This window comes from Xanthobacter autotrophicus, assembly GCF_029991245.1.
In the GTDB taxonomy this organism is placed as follows: domain Bacteria; phylum Pseudomonadota; class Alphaproteobacteria; order Rhizobiales; family Xanthobacteraceae; genus Xanthobacter; species Xanthobacter autotrophicus_C.
Map to the genome: position 1 here is coordinate 1 of NZ_JAIVFO010000113.1, position 15,117 is coordinate 15,117.

Here is a 15,117-nt window from a genome sequence, read left to right on the forward strand (position 1 = left end):
GGGGAGGGCAAGGCGGGGGCGTGGGACAGCGGCGCGAATTCCTCCACCGGCCGTCCGCAGAGGCAGTCGAGGATGCGGCGACAGGCCTGCCCGTCGCCATAGGGATTGAAGCGGCCGCTGTAGGCGGCATGGGCGTCGGGATCGTCGAAGAGCCGCGTGACGGCGGCGACGATGGCGGCGCGGGAGGTGCCGACCAGCTCCACCGTGCCCGCCTCCACCGCCTCCGGCCGCTCGGTCACCTCGCGCATGACCAGCACCGGCTTGCCCAGCGCCGGGGCCTCCTCCTGCACGCCACCGGAATCGGTGAGCACCAGGTGGGCGCGCTGCAGCAGCCGCTGGAACGGCAGATAATCGAGGGGCGGCACCAGATGGATGTTGGCCCGTCCGGCCAGCTCCTGGGTGACAGGCCCGCGCACATTGGGGTTGAGGTGCACCGGATAGACGATCTCCACGTCGGACCGACGGGCGATTTCGGCGAGCGCCGCGCAGATGGAGCGGAAGCCGTCGCCGAAATTCTCACGGCGATGGCCGGTGACGAGCAGGATGCGCTTGTGGGGATCGAGCGCCGGCAGCGCCCGGTCGAGGGCGGCGGCAAGGTCCGCATCGCCATCGATCCGCGCCTGGGTCGCCTGGAGGGCATCGATCACGGTGTTGCCGGTGACCACCACCCGGCCGGCGAGGCGCTCGGCGGCCAGGTTCGCCCCGGCGCCGGCGGTGGGCGCGAACAGGAGGTCGCTGACCAGATCCACCACCCGGCGGTTCATCTCTTCCGGGAAGGGCTGGGCGAGATCATAGGTGCGCAGGCCCGCTTCCACATGGCCCACCGGAATGCGGCGATGGAAGGCGGCCAGCGCCGCCGCCATGGCGGTGGTGGTGTCGCCGTGCACCAGCACGCGGTCGGGCTGAACCTGCGCCAGCACCGCATCGAGGCCGGTGAGCGCCCCGGCGGCAAGGCCGCTGAGCCCCTGGTCGTGCGCCATGAGGCCGAGATCGAAATCGGGGCGGATGTCGAACAGGCGCAGCACGCCGTCCAGCATCTCGCGGTGCTGGCCGGTGACGCAGACCATGGACGCGACCTCAGGCGCCCCCGCAAGGGTGCGAACCAGCGGCGCCATCTTGATGGCCTCCGGGCGCGTGCCGAAGATCGACAGAACTTTCAAGGCGCGTCCCCGGCGATTCGATTTTGGAAGATGCACGAACCATTATTGTCAAGGTCAAGTTTCTAGCACCGGCGCATCGGGAAACGCAATTTACCGTTGGCTGGGCGTCTTCGGGCGCGGCACGGGCAGCTTCACAGGCATGCGGAGACCGCAAAGCGACCCCGCCTTCCAGGTCACGCACTGTGAACACGGAAGGTTGAGCGACACTTAAGCCCAAAATCATTTTTTCGCAAAATGCGAATTTTCCCCCGGCGTGGTGCCCATGCACCTGTCGTCAGCGCACCGGCACCGGGACCTCGCCGGGCGCGAGCGCGGCGCGCACCAGGGCCTCGGCCTCGGCGCCGCCCCATTCGGCGGGTCCTGCGAGGAAGCCCATCTCGCAGCCGTCCCGGTCCACGATGAGCGTGGTGGGCAGGCCGAAACCCCGGCCGACACCGCGCAGGGCCTGGAATGTCTTCGTCGCCGGATCAGCATAGAAGGCGAGGCGCTTCACCCCGATCTCATTAAGGAAGGTGCGGGGCTTCTCGGGATCGCGGGTATCGAGATTGACCGCGACCACCTCGAAGTCCGGTCCCCCGAGCGTGGCCTGGAGCCGGTCGAGGTCCGGCATTTCCTTGCGGCAGGGCACGCACCAAGTCGCCCAGAGATTGAGCAGCACCACCCGGCCCTTGAAGTCAGCCAGCGTCACCCCCTTGCCGTTGCCGTCGGTGAAGGCGAGCGGCGGCAGGCGGCGGGGCTCGGTGGCCGGGGCGAAGGCGGCGACGCCGCCCTTGGCCAGCGGCGCCAGCGCGCGGGCGCGCTCCACCGTGCCCTGGCAGGCCGGGTCGGCCGCCTTGAACGAAGCCGGCTCCGCGGCCGGCGCGGAGGTGACCTGAGGCGCCTGCGCATTGCCGGGGAGGCGGTTCATCCCGTATAGGGCGAGCGCGCCGGCAACGGCGCCCGCCAGCGTCGCCAGCGCGACGATCGCGACGGTCCGCACGCCGGAGCCCCGCGCCCCCTTGGGAGGCGTCGCGTCCGGCCCGGTCGCCGTCTCGTCGGTTTCGGTCGCGCGGGGCTGGTCGGCTTCGGTCATCACGAGGGGATCCGTCATGAGCAACAAGATGTGGGGCGGGCGCTTCACCTCCGCCCCCGACGCCATCATGGAGGAGATCAACGCCTCCATCGGCTTCGACCAGCGTCTTTATGCGCAGGACATCGCCGGATCCAAGGCCCATGCGAAGATGCTCGCGGCCCAGGGCATCGTGGCGGCGCAAGATGCCGACAAGATCGCGGAGGGTCTAGACACGATCCTGTCAGAGATCGAGGCCGGCAACTTCACCTTCCGGCGCGAGCTGGAGGACATCCACATGAACGTGGAGAGCCGCCTCGCCGAGCTGATCGGGGCCTCCGCCGGCCGCCTCCACACCGCCCGCTCGCGCAACGACCAGGTGGCCACCGACTTCCGCCTCTATGTGCGCGACACATTGGACGCCCTCGACGCCCAGCTCGCCGACCTGCAGCGGGCGCTCGCCGAGAAGGCGCTGGCCCATGCCGCCACCGTCATGCCCGGCTTCACCCATCTGCAGACCGCCCAGCCGGTGACCTTCGGCCACCATCTGATGGCCTATGTGGAGATGGTGGCGCGTGATCGCGGCCGCCTCGCCGATGCCCGCAAGCGCCTGAACGAATGCCCGCTGGGCTCGGCGGCGCTGGCCGGCACCTCCTTCCCCATCGACCGGGAGGCCACCGCGCGGGCGCTGGGCTTCGACCGGCCCACCGCCAATTCTCTGGACGCCGTCTCCGACCGCGACTTCGTGATGGAGACGCTCGCCGCCGCCTCCATCTGCGCGGTGCATCTCTCGCGCTTCGCCGAGGAGGTGGTGATCTGGACCTCGCCGTCCTTCGCTTTGGTGAAGCTCTCGGACAAGTTCACCACCGGCTCCTCCATCATGCCGCAGAAGCGCAATCCGGACGCCGCCGAGCTGGTGCGGGCCAAGGCCGGGCGCATCATCGGCGCGCTCACCGGCATCCTGGTGGTGATGAAGGGCCTGCCCTTGGCCTATGCCAAGGACATGCAGGAGGACAAGGAAGGCGCCTTCGACGCCTTCTCGGCGCTGTCCCTGGTGGTGGCGGCCTCCGCCGGCATGGTGCGCGACATCGTCCCGGACGAGAAGCGCATGGAGAGAGCGGCGGGCCAGGGCTATTCCACCGCCACCGACCTTGCCGACTGGCTGGTGCGCGCCCTCAACATCCCGTTCCGGGAGGCCCACCACATCACCGGGCGCATCGTGGGGCTCGCCTCCGACCGCGGCATTGCGCTGCACAAGCTGTCCCTTGCGGACATGCAGGGGGAGGACCCGCGGATCACCCAGGATGTGTTCTCGGTGCTGTCCGTGGTGCGCTCGGTGCGCAGCCGGGTGAGCTATGGCGGCACCGCGCCCACAAGGGTGCGGGCACAGGCCAAGCGCTGGCTGAAGAAGCTCGGGGCCCCGGCGTGACGCGCCGCTCTGGCCCCGTACCCCGCTCCGGGTCGCCCCCCGTGCGATCCCCCATCCTGCAGCGCGGGAGGCGGGGGCTCGCCTTTGGCGCGGCGCGGGCTATAGTGGCGGCCACCTTTTCCGGAACGGCCCAATCCGCCATGCGCCCCCTTCTCGTCCCCCTCGCCCTCTGCGGCACCCTCGCCCTCGCGGCGTGTGGCGTGAAGGGACCGCTTGAGCCGCCGCCCGGCGCCCATGCCACGCCGTCGAGCACCCCCCCGGCCGCAAGGCCGGCGGTCCAGCAGACGGCCGCGGCCAGGCCCGGCGCCAAGCCGGGTGCGGCCGCCGACGGCCCCTATGTCGCCCCGACCTCGGACGGCGAGATCCTGGAGAGCGCCACGCCCCACGCGGAGTGGCAGAAAAAGACCGCGGCCCCCGGCGCCACCACCGGGGAATCGCCGCTGCTGAAGGACGTCAAGAAGCCCGACCAGCCCTTCATCCTCGACGGCCTGCTCTGAGGGCGGGCTCGCACAGGTAAAGCCTTCGCGCCCGGCGGACGGGTCCCGACCGTCCCGGCCCGAACGACAGCGCGCACGGACCGCCCCTTCTCCATGCACCATTTCGACTACCGCACCGGCCGTCTCTTCGCCGAGGACGTGGACATCACCCCCCTCGCCGGCGAGGTGCGCACCCCCTTCTACTGCTATTCCAGCGCCACGCTGGAACGCCACTACCAGGTGTTCATGGAGGCGTTCAGCGGCCGCGACGTGCTGCTGTGCTACGCCCTGAAGGCCAATTCCAACCAGTCGGTCATCGCCACCCTCGCCCGGCTGGGCGCGGGTGCGGACATCGTCTCCGCCGGCGAGCTGGCCCGCGCCCGCGCCGCCGGCGTGCCCGCCGAGCGCATCGTCTTCTCCGGCGTCGGCAAGACCCGCGAGGAAATGGCGGCGGCGCTGGATGGCGGCATCCTGTGCTTCAACGTGGAGAGCGAGCCCGAGCTTGCCGCCCTCTCCGAGGTGGCGACCGCCATGGGGGTGAGCGCCCCGGTCTCCATCCGCGTCAATCCGGACGTGGACGCGAAGACCCACAAGAAGATCTCCACCGGCAAGTCCGCCACCAAGTTCGGTATTCCCATCTCGCGGGCGCGCGAGGTCTACGACTATGCCGCCCGCCTGCCGGGCCTCGCCATCACCGGCGTGGACATGCACATCGGCAGCCAGATCACCGACATGGCGCCCTTCGACAATGCGGTGACGCTGCTGGCGGAACTGGCGCGCGACCTGATGGGCGCCGGCCACAGGCTCCACCACATGGATCTCGGCGGCGGGCTCGGCGTGCCCTATGCGGCCTCCGATCCGGTACCTCCGCCGCCCAGCGCCTATGCCGAGGTGGTCGGCCGCGCCCTCGGCGACCTGAAGCTGCCTTTGGTGTTCGAGATGGGCCGCATGCTGGTGGCCAATGCCGGCATCCTCGTCACCAAGGTGATTTACGTTAAGGAAGGTGAGGGCAAGACCTTCGTGGTGGTGGACGCCGCCATGAACGACCTCATCCGCCCCACCCTCTACGAAGCGCATCACGACATCATTCCCGTCATCGAGCCCGCCGCCGACGCGCCGCTGGTGGTGGCCGACGTGGTGGGCCCGGTGTGCGAGACCGGCGATTTCCTCGCCCTCGACCGCCCGCTGCCGCACCTGAAGGCCGGCGACCTTCTCGCGGTGATGACCGCCGGAGCCTACGGCGCGGTGCAGGCAGGCACCTACAACACCCGTCCGCTGGTGCCGGAAGTATTGGTGCGCGGCGCGGCGGCGGCCGTGGTGCGGCCGCGCCTGGAGGTGGCGGACCTCATCGCCCTGGACCGTCCCGCCCCCTGGCTGACGTGATTCTGGTTGACGTGATTTCGGCCCGCCCGGGGCCGCCGTGACGTGCAGGAAAGACCGGGCCGGCGCTCAGCTCGCCAGCCGGCGGTCAGCGATATAGGCGAGCAGCGCCTCTTCCGTCATGGGCCTGCCGAGGTAGAAGCCCTGCACCTCGTCGCAGGTGTCGGCCCTGAGAATGGCGAGCTGGCTCTCGGTCTCCACCCCCTCCGCCACCACCTGCAATCCGAGGGCGCGGCCAAGACCCAGGATCGCCTGGACGATGGCCAGCGCGTCCTTGGACGCATCGAGGTCGCCGACGAAGCGCCGGTCGATCTTCAGCGCGTCGAACGGAAAGGTCCGCAGGTAGCCCAGCGACGAATAGCCGGTGCCAAAATCGTCCATGGACAGGCGCACGCCCAGCTTCTTCAGGCCCGCCAGCACCTCGAGGGCCTTCTCGGCGTTCTCGATCAGCACGCTCTCGGTGATCTCGAGTTCGAGCCGCTGGGGTGCCACACGGGTGGCCTTGAGCACCGCATTCACCGTGTCGACCAGCGCGTCATTGCGGAACTGCACCACCGACACGTTGACGGAGACATTCAGCTCCGGCAGGCGGGAGATGGTGTCGCACGCCTTGCGCAGCACCCATTCGCCGATGGGAATGACGAGGCCACTCTTTTCCGCGAGGGGGACGAATGCGTCGGGGGCAAGCAACCCCAGTTGGGGATGGTCCCAGCGGATGAGGGCCTCGACCCCGAGCAACTTGAGGGTCTGCGCGTCGCAGCGCGGCTGGAACAGCAGCACGAACTCGTCGGACACGATGGCCCGCCTGAGGTCGCTTTCCAGCGTCCGCCGGCCGCTCATCTCGTCGTTCATGTCGTCGGCGAAATAGGAACAGGTGCCCGGACCCTGGGCCTTGGCCTGCTCCAGCGCCAGCTCGGCGCAGCGCACGAGGCCCTCCGCGTCCTCCCCATCGAGCGGGGCGAGGGCAATGCCCATGTTGGCTTGCGGATAGGCCGCCGCGCCGGACGGCAGGCCGATGGGCGCGGTCAGCGCGGACTGGAGCCGCCGGGCGAGGCCGTCCACCGCCTTCGCATCCCCCACGCCGGTCGCGACCACGACGAACGTCTCGGCGTCCACCCGCGCCACGAGGTCGTGGTCCCGGACGCAGCGGCGGATGCGCCGCGCGGTCTCGGCGAGGATCAGTTCACCCGCCGTGGGGCCGAACAACGTGTTGAAATGGGGGAAATTGTCGAGGTCGAGGCAAAAAACGGCAAGCACGCGCCGTGCGTCCTGCGGCGAGCTGAGCGCGCCGGCGAGGAACTCGGTCATCAAGAGGCGATTGGGCAGGCTGGTCACCGGGTCATGCAGGGCAAGATATTCCGATTTCCAGGGTCCACACGCTTCGTCGTCGGCGTCGCTCACAATTCACCCAATGCCGATCATTGCGATGACCGACAACGACGGGACGCCCCCGAGGGGCCGGCCCTTCGACGGTCGGCGCATCCACCTGTCCCCCCGCCCGGCCCCGGCTGTCGGATCGGGGCCGCTACCATCTGCGCCAGGCATGGTGATCCCCGCCCGGCCGGGTGGCAAGAGCGATATCGCCGCCAAGCCCCGCCCCGTCAAGCAAGCCCTGCCCCTTCAAGGTCGCGCTCTTCGCCAGCGCCGGAACCTTGGGACACACTGCAGTCTGATCGGCGCTCGCCCTAGACAGCCGCGCCCGCACCGGCCGCGGCCTGGGCGCGCAGGTCGAGAACCACCCGCATCACGGTGGGATCGTCGCTTCCGGCGGTAACCTTGAACCCCAGGTCCTCGGCCAGGTGCAACATGGGTCCGTTCTCGCGGAGCACGTCGCCGAACACGATGTTCAGGCCGCGCTTGCGCGCATGGGCGAGGATCTCGGTCATCAACTGAAAGCCGAGGCCTTTGCCCTTCATGTCCGAGCGCACCATGATGGCGTATTCGGCCGCCTCATTGTCGGGATCGGAGATGATGCGCACGACGCCGCAGGTATCCCCGTTCGGCTCGATGGCCACGAACGCCATTTCCCGGTCGTAGTCGATCTGGGAGAGGCGGGCCGCCATCAGGTGGGGGAAATCCTTCACCGAGCCCAGAAAGCGCATGCGCACGTCCTGCGGGTCGGACCGGTGGACGAGATCCACCAGGGACGGCTCGTCCTCGGGCCGGATCGGCCGGAGCGCCACCTTGGATCCGTCGGTCAGCGCCAGTTCGGAGACCTCGCTGGAGGGATAGGGCTTGATGGCGAAGCGTCCGGTGCCCTCCACCCGCGTCTCGTGCACCACGATGCGGGCATCGAGGGCGATGACGCCGTTCTCGTCGGCGAGCAGCGGGTTGATGTCCAGCTCGGCGATCTGCGGCAGGTCGGCGAGCAGCTCGGCGAGCTTCACCAGGGTCCCGGCCACGGCGGTCATGTCCGCCGGCGGATGGTCGCGGTAGCCGGCGAGCAGCTTGGCGACCCGGGTGCGCTCGATCATCTCGCGGGCGAGGACGCCATTGAGCGGCGGCAGGGCCACGGCCCGGTCGCCGATCACCTCCACCGCCGTGCCGCCCTGGCCGAACAGCACCACCGGCCCGAAGATCTTGTCATAGGCGATGCCGGCGATCAGCTCCTGGGCGTTGGGGCGGCGCACCATGGCCTGCACCGTGAAGCCGGCGATGTGCGCCTCCGGCCGCTTCTCGGCCACCGAGGCGATGATGGCGCGGCAGGCGTCCTCCACCGCCGCGGCGCTGCGCAGGTCGAGCCGCACCCCGCCCACGTCCGACTTGTGGGTGAGGTCGTGCGACAGCACCTTCACCACCACCGGCCAGCCGATCTCGGCGGCGCAGCGGCCGGCATCCTCGGGGGTCGCGGCCACCCGCGTCTCCACCACCGGGATGTCGTAGGCGGAGAGCACCGCCTTCGCCTCCACTTCGGAGAGGGCGCTGCGGCCTTCGCCCAGCACCTTCTCCACCAGCGCGCGCGCCTTGACCCGGTCGGGGTCCTCGAAGGTGCGCGCCGGCGGCGTTTCCATGAGCTGGGTCTGGTTGCGCTGGTAGGAGACCAGATGACCGAAGGCGCGCACCGCCTCGTCCGGGGTCTCGTAGGTGGGAATCCGGCGCGCGGCGAAGCGCCGGCGCACGCCGGCCGCGGCAGTCTCGCCGAGCCAGCAGGTGAGCACGGGCGCGCGCATCCGCGTCTCCAGCGCCGTGATCACCGCGTCGGCGGCCTGGCTGCTGTCGGCCACCGACGAGGGGCAATTGAGCACCAGCACCGCATCCGACCCCTTGTCGGCCAGCAGCGCCTTCAGGGCGGCGCCATAGCGGGCGCCGTCGGCATCATCCACGATGTCCACCGGATTGGCCTGCGCCCACGGAACGGGAATGATCTTGTCGAGCGCCTCCACCGTCTCCGGCTTCAGGATGCCGAGGCGGCCGGAAATGCCTTCCACCGCATCCACCGCCACCACGCCCGCGCCGCCGCCATTGGTGAGAATGGCGAGCCGGTCGCCGGTGAGCTTGATGCCGGCCGCGAGGGTGGACACCGCCTCGAACAGCTCGCGCAGCTCGTGCACGCGGAGCATGCCGGCGCGGCGGAAGGCCGCGTCATAGACGAGGTCGCTGCCGGCGAGCACCCCGGTATGGGACTGCGCCGCCCGGGCGCCGGCCGCGCCGCGCCCGGCCTTGATGACGATGACCGGCTTGGAGCGGGCGGCGATGCGCCCGGCCGACATGAACTTGCGCGCATCCTTCACGTGCTCGACATAGAGCAGGATGGCGCGGGTGGTGTTGTCGAGGGCGAGATAGTCGAGCATGTCGCCGAAATCCACGTCCGCGCTCTCGCCCAGCGAGACGACGTGGGAGAAGCCGAAGCCGCGGGTGTGGGCCCAGTCCAGCACCGCTGAGGTCATCGCCCCGGACTGGCTGACGAAGGCCACATCGCCCTTGGCCGGCATCAGGTGGGCAATGCTCGCATTGATGTGCGGCCGGGTGGAGATGAAGCCGAGCCCGTTCGGCCCCAGCACGCGCAGCAGATAGGGCCGCGCCGCGTCCAGCATCGCCTGGCGCTGCTCGGGGGTCTCGATCTGCTCGCCCGGGCCGTAGCCGGCGCGCAGGACCACGGCGGCCCGGCACCCCTTCTCGCCCAGCTGGGTGATGGTGGCGGGCACGCTGTCCGGCGGGGCAGCCACCACGGCGAGGTCCACCGCAATGGGCAGCTCTGCCACCGAGGCGTAGTTGAGCGAGGAGCGGATGGCGCGCTCCCTGGGATTGACGGTGAGAATCGGCCCCTCGAAGCCCGCCTCGAACAGGTTGCGCGCGATCACCGCGCCGATGCTGCCCGGTTTGTTGCTGGCGCCCACGAGGACGATGGAGCGGGGGTGGAACAAGGCGTCGAGATTGCGCGTGGTCATGAACGGCCTCGCTGCTGGTGCCCGGCGGCCCTCAGGGTGCCGCCGACCGCGCCTGGTAACGCGCGGGAACACCGTAAGAGCACGCTCCGATCATACTGCAATGCAACATGATCGGCAAAACGCCTCTTATCTGAGTTTGGAGCCGGATTCACCGATCAGGTCAGCTCAACCGGATCGGATCCGGCTCCGGGGATAAGGCAGACGGGAACGGGGGCGAGCAAAGGTCAGCACAGGCCCGAGCGCGCGAAACTGTCGCGCACGGCCTCGCTGAGCTGGTTGCCGAGGAGGGGTTTCTCGATGATGGCGACGCCCTGCGCGGTGGCGCGGTGGCGCACGTGCAGGGCGGGATTGCTGGTGATGAGGAAGGCGGGCAGGTGCACGTCGCGCCGGTCCAGCTCGCGCAGCAGGTCGAGACCGTTGAGGCCGGGTAGGTTGTAGTCCACGATCATGCATCCGCCGCGGGAAAACTCGGCGGCGAGCACATCTTCCGAGCGCGCATAGGTCCGCACGCTGAAGCCATCCACTTCAAGCGCGAACTTCAGCGAGTTGCAGACCGCGGGATCGTCATCCACCACATGGACGACGAAGCCGGGCGTCTCGTTGGACACGATCATTTTCCAGACCCTCCCCACGACCGGCTCGTGGGTCCACCTCGTCGGTCCACGCGGCCGATGGGCGCACATGGTCAGTTGGTTTCCAGCCTACTTTGGGAGGAGGCCGCTGGCGTTGCGCTAGATCAAGCGGCGGCGCGCAGGTACTCCTATCCCAACGCCGCCTTGGGCGAGATGCCGGCCAGAAGCGCCATGCGCACCAGCTCGGACAGGCTCTGCGCCTTCATCTTGGTCATCACGTTGGCGCGGTAGACCTCCACCGTGCGTGGGCTGATGCCCAGTTCGTAGGCAATGGTCTTGTTGGCCTGGCCGGCCACCAGGCATTCCAGCACCTGGCGCTCGCGCTGGGACAAAGCGGCGATGCGCTCCGCCACCTGATCGCGCAGGGCGTCGTGCTGGTAGGCCTTCTCCCGCCGCGCCAGCGCGGACTTCACCGTGTCGAGGATGGCCACGTCGTCGAACGGCTTCTCCAGGAAATCGGCGGCGCCGAGCTTCATGGCCTCCACCGCCAGCGGCACGTCGCCATGGCCGGTGACCACGATCACCGGCACGGTGGAGCCCTTCTCCTGCAGATGCTGGAGCAGGTCGATGCCGGTCATGTCCGGCATGCGCACATCGGTGATGATGCAGCTCATGGACGGGTCGGCCGCCGGCATGCCCGCGTCCAGGAAATGCCGGGCCGAGGCATGGGTGTGCACGGCGTGGCCGGCGGTGGCGAGCAGGAAAGCCAGCGACTCGCGCACCGCCTCGTCGTCATCGATGACGTGGATCACCGCGGCCATCCGTGGGTCAGTCATGAAGCGCCGCCTCCTCGCCCACGGCGCGCAAGGTGAAGCGGAACACCGCGCCGCCCTGCGGATTGGGCTCGGCCCAGATGCGGCCGCCATGGCCTTCGATGATGGTGCGGGAGATGGACAGCCCCACCCCCATGCCGTGCTGCTTGGTGGTGACGAAGGGCGTGAACAATTGCGGCGCGAATTCGGCCGATATGCCGTGGCCGGTATCCGAGACGCTGATCATCACCATGTCGTCCTCCGCCGCCTCGGTCTTCACCAGAAGCTGGCGCCGCGGCGCCTCCATCATTGCCTCCAGGGCGTTGCGCATCAAGTTCAGCAATACCTGCTGGACCTGCACCTTGTCGGCAAGCACGAGGTCGCACCTGGGATCATAGTGGAAACGCACCTGGATACCATGCTCCTTGGCGCCGACGAGGGCGAGGGCGCTGGCTTCCTCCACCAGCTTGGACAGGCTCTCCACCCGCCGCTCGCTCTCCCCCCGGGAGACGAAGTCCCGCAGCCGCCGGATGATCTGCCCGGCGCGCAGGGCCTGCTCCCCGGCCTTCTCCAGCGCGCCCTGCAGCATCTCCACCTTGAAGGTGCCGGCGTCGAGCAGGCGGCGCGAGCCCTTGATGTAATTGGCGATGGCCGAGAGCGGCTGGTTCAGCTCATGGGCGAGGGTGGAGGCCATCTCGCCCATGGCGGTGAGGCGGGAGATGTGGACCAGCTCGGCCTGCAGCTCCTGCAGGCGCGCCTCGGTCTCCTGCCGTTCGGTCAGGTCGCGGATGAAGCCGGTGAAGAAGCGCTCGGAGGTGGAGCGCATCTCGCCCACCGCCAGTTCCATGGGGAAGGTGGAGCCGTCCTTGCGCTCACCCACCACCACCCGGCCGACGCCGATGATGCGCCGCTCCCCGGTGGTGAGATAGCGCACCAGATAGCCGTCGTGGGCCTCCCGGTGGGGCGTGGGCATGAGGATCGAGACGTTCTGCCCCACCGCCTCGGCCGCCATGTAGCCGAACAGGCGCTCGGCCGCGCTGGAGAAGGAGCGCATGATGCCGCGCTCGTCGATCACCACCATGGCGTCCGGCACGGTGTCGAGGATCGACGAGAGGTGGGCCTCGCGGGCGAGCAGGTCGCGGTTGCGGGCGGCGGCATCCAGCCTTGTGCGGCGCAGCCGCTCGCCGAGCACGGCGATGCCGAGCCCCACGGCGATGAACAGGGCCAGCGTCGCCGGATCGAAGGCGCCGCCGAGACTCCGCGCGCCGGTGGCGAGGGCGAGGGTTCCCCCGCCCGCGATGGCCACCGCCAAAGCGCTGCCGCCGGCGACCAGCCCCCGCCCGCTCACCAGCATGACGCCGGCGAGCTGGAGCATCAGCCCCTCCGCCCGGAACGGCGGGAAACCCACCACGACGCCGAGCCCGAGCACGAGAAGCGCCACCGCGCCGCCGACCAGGGCATCGGGCCATGGCGCACGCCCCGGCGGGCGCCTTGCGGCCGTATCGCTCACCACGCTGTCCATCCCGCCTGCCACGCCGTCCCTTGCCACATCGTCCCTGCCAAAACGTCCTTGCGACACCGCCCCTTCAGCCGATTCCGGCCTCCGTAAAACTACTTAAGGGCACCGACTTAAGTGTTCGATCCGAATTTTGCGATGCGTCAATGCCGGTTATCCCTTTCTGCAACGTGATGGAAGGGTAAACCGATGCCGAGCCCCGCTGCAGCGATCGCCCAGAAGGCTTACGCTCATCCCATGACCGCTCCGCGCTGGGGCGACGAGGCCGAGACCCGCTCCCCCATCGATGTGGTGGCCCGCCTCGGCATCGTGGCTTCTTATGCCCGCAACGCCGAGATCTTCGGTGAAGATCAGGCCGCCGACCATCTCTACATCGTTCTGTCGGGTGCCGTGCGCATCTGCAAGCTGCTCGGCGACGGCCGCCGCCAGATCGAGACCTTCTGCCTCGCCGGCGACGTGTTCGGCTGGGAGATGGAGCCCCGGCACCGCTTCTCCGCCGAGGCCGTGAGCGAATGCAAGGTGGTGCGCATCAAGCGGACCATCCTGTTCTCCCGCGCCGCCGACGATGCCGAGCTGGCCCACGCCCTCTGGGCGCTCACCGCCTCCGAGTTGGGCCGGGCGCAGTCCCACCTGCTGGTGCTCGGGCGCAAGACCGCCCAGGAGCGGGTCGCCACCTTCCTGCTCGACATGGCGGCGCGTGCCGGCTCCGGCCAGGGCACCAACGGCATCGAGGTGACGCTGCCCATGTCGCGGCAGGACATCGCCGACTTCCTCGGCCTCACCATCGAGACGGTGTCGCGGACCCTGACCCATCTCGAAGAGATTTCGGCCATCGCCCTCCCCTCGTCCCGCCGCGTGGTGCTGCGCGACGGAGCGGCGCTGCGGCGCCTGAATTCCTGATCGGTTTCCCCCGGCGTGCCGCACTCCAAGCGGCGCACCTCCTTCGGCACGTGCTTTCGGGCACGTGCCGTTTTCTTTTTGGGGTGAAGTCGAGCGAGCCGCCGCGCGGCCCGCTCATGGTCGCACCTTCAGACCGCCGCGGCGTGGCGCTTCTGCTCGGGGGCCGCGGCGCGGCTTGCCACTAGGCGCGTGTCGAACACGGCGCAGACCACGCGGGTGAAGGGGCGTGCGGCCTCCGGCACCTCCACCACCGCGCCATGGCGCCAGGCGAGGCCATCGGCGATCAAAGGCTCCAGGGCGTGGATCTCGTCGGCGAAGAAGCCGCGCGGAAAGCCGTGCTGCATGCAGGCGTCATCCAGATCCACCGACAGGTCGCACATGAGCCGCTCGATGACGTGGCGGCGCAGCCGGTCCTCGTCGGTCAACGCGATGCCGCGCGCGATGGGCAGGGTGCCGGCCTCCACCGCCTTGTGCCACGCCGGCGTGGCGGGCAGGTTCTGCACATAGCCCTGCGGCAGCGCGCCGATGGCCGATGCGCCGAAGCCGATGAGCACCGGGGCGTCGTCCGTGGTGTAGCCCTGGAAGTTGCGCTTCAGCGTCCCCGCCGCCGCCCGCTCCGCCATGGCGTCGCTGGCGCGAGCGAAATGGTCGAGCCCCACCGGCACATAGCCATGGGCGGCGAGCACGTCCGCCACCAGTTCCGCCTGCGCCAGCCGCTCGCCGGCACCGGGCAGCGCATCTTCCGGGATCAGCGCCTGGTGCTTCTTCATCCACGGCACATGGGCATAGCCGAACACGGCGATGCGGTCCGGGTAGAGGCCGAGGGCCGCCTCCACCGTGCGACGGACCGAGGCCTCGTCCTGGTGCGGCAGGCCGTACATGAGGTCGAGGTTGAGGGCGGTGATGCCGGCGGCGCGCAGGGCATCCGCCACCGCCTGCGTCTCCGCGCACGACTGGTGGCGGCCGATGGCCTGCTGCACGGCGGGATCGAAATCCTGCACGCCGAGGCTGGCGCGGTTGAAGCCCTCGCGGGCCAGCGTCGCCACCTTGCCGGCGTCCATCACCCGCGGGTCGATCTCGATGGCGATCTCGGCGTCCGGGGCAAAATCGAAGGTTTGTCGCAGCGCGCCGAGGATGGCGGCGAAATCCTCGTCCGCCAGCATGGTGGGGGTGCCGCCGCCGAAATGCAGGTGCGACAGCTTCAGGCGGCCCGGCAGGTGGCGGGCGACGAGGCCGATCTCCTCCACCAGGCGCTCGGCATAGGCCTTCACCGGCGTGCGGCTGCGGGCCACCGCCGTCTGGCACCCGCAATACAGGCACAGCTCGGCGCAGAACGGCACGTGCACATAGGCCGACACGCGGGCATCCCCCGGCACGGCGGCGAGCCAGCCGGCATAGGTGGCGGCATCGACGGCGGGGGAGAAATGGGGCGCGGT

Annotated in this window: 12 protein-coding genes; 4 read left to right on the forward strand and 8 right to left on the reverse strand. The window is 69.6% G+C overall.

Going from position 1 to position 15,117, the window contains the following annotated elements:
- A partial coding sequence (gene wecB, locus K9U41_RS16925; RefSeq protein WP_282642052.1) for a non-hydrolyzing UDP-N-acetylglucosamine 2-epimerase occupies positions 1-1,160 on the reverse strand: 1,160 nt, incomplete at its 3' end.
- Positions 1,161-1,434: 274 nt separating this feature from the next.
- A complete protein-coding gene (tlpA, locus tag K9U41_RS16930) occupies positions 1,435-2,232 on the reverse strand; it encodes a thiol:disulfide interchange protein TlpA (RefSeq protein ID WP_349237855.1) in 798 nt (265 codons plus the stop codon).
- Between the two features lie 16 nt (positions 2,233-2,248).
- Here tlpA and argH point away from each other — a divergent pair, with 16 nt between their 5' ends.
- From argH to lysA, 3 genes are all read left to right on the forward strand, one after another.
- Positions 2,249-3,637, forward strand: a complete 1,389-nt coding sequence (argH, locus tag K9U41_RS16935) for an argininosuccinate lyase (RefSeq protein WP_282642053.1) — start codon at positions 2,249-2,251, stop codon at positions 3,635-3,637.
- A 140-nt stretch (positions 3,638-3,777) separates the two neighbouring features.
- The gene (lptM, locus tag K9U41_RS16940; RefSeq protein ID WP_282642054.1) at positions 3,778-4,134 is read left to right on the forward strand and encodes an LPS translocon maturation chaperone LptM; all 357 of its coding nucleotides are present in this window, start codon (positions 3,778-3,780) and stop codon (positions 4,132-4,134) included.
- A gap of 93 nt (positions 4,135-4,227) precedes the next feature.
- Positions 4,228-5,496: a diaminopimelate decarboxylase gene (lysA, locus tag K9U41_RS16945; RefSeq protein WP_282642055.1), complete on the forward strand. Its 1,269-nt coding sequence runs from the start codon at positions 4,228-4,230 to the stop codon at positions 5,494-5,496.
- 66 nt (positions 5,497-5,562) lie between these two features.
- Here the strand turns inward: lysA and K9U41_RS16950 are convergent, their stop codons facing one another.
- From K9U41_RS16950 to K9U41_RS16970, 5 genes are all read right to left on the reverse strand, one after another.
- Positions 5,563-6,894, reverse strand: coding sequence for a putative bifunctional diguanylate cyclase/phosphodiesterase (locus K9U41_RS16950; protein WP_282642056.1), 1,332 nt, complete (start codon positions 6,892-6,894; stop codon positions 5,563-5,565).
- A 284-nt stretch (positions 6,895-7,178) separates the two neighbouring features.
- Positions 7,179-9,881, reverse strand: a complete 2,703-nt coding sequence (locus K9U41_RS16955; RefSeq protein WP_282642057.1) for a bifunctional acetate--CoA ligase family protein/GNAT family N-acetyltransferase — start codon at positions 9,879-9,881, stop codon at positions 7,179-7,181.
- Positions 9,882-10,105: 224 nt separating this feature from the next.
- Positions 10,106-10,495: a response regulator transcription factor gene (locus tag K9U41_RS16960; RefSeq protein ID WP_282642058.1), complete on the reverse strand. Its 390-nt coding sequence runs from the start codon at positions 10,493-10,495 to the stop codon at positions 10,106-10,108.
- A gap of 146 nt (positions 10,496-10,641) precedes the next feature.
- Positions 10,642-11,289: a response regulator FixJ gene (gene fixJ, locus K9U41_RS16965; RefSeq protein WP_282642059.1), complete on the reverse strand. Its 648-nt coding sequence runs from the start codon at positions 11,287-11,289 to the stop codon at positions 10,642-10,644.
- Positions 11,282-12,787, reverse strand: coding sequence for a sensor histidine kinase (locus tag K9U41_RS16970; protein ID WP_282642060.1), 1,506 nt, complete (start codon positions 12,785-12,787; stop codon positions 11,282-11,284). The genes fixJ and K9U41_RS16970 overlap by 8 nt, the downstream gene beginning before the upstream one ends.
- 231 nt (positions 12,788-13,018) lie before the next feature.
- On the opposite strand from K9U41_RS16970, the gene K9U41_RS16975 reads away from it, so the two are divergent.
- Positions 13,019-13,681, forward strand: coding sequence for a helix-turn-helix domain-containing protein (locus K9U41_RS16975; protein WP_282642061.1), 663 nt, complete (start codon positions 13,019-13,021; stop codon positions 13,679-13,681).
- A 128-nt stretch (positions 13,682-13,809) separates the two neighbouring features.
- Here the strand turns inward: K9U41_RS16975 and hemN are convergent.
- Positions 13,810-15,117: oxygen-independent coproporphyrinogen III oxidase (hemN, locus tag K9U41_RS16980; protein ID WP_282642062.1), on the reverse strand; the 1,308-nt coding region annotated here is incomplete at its 5' end.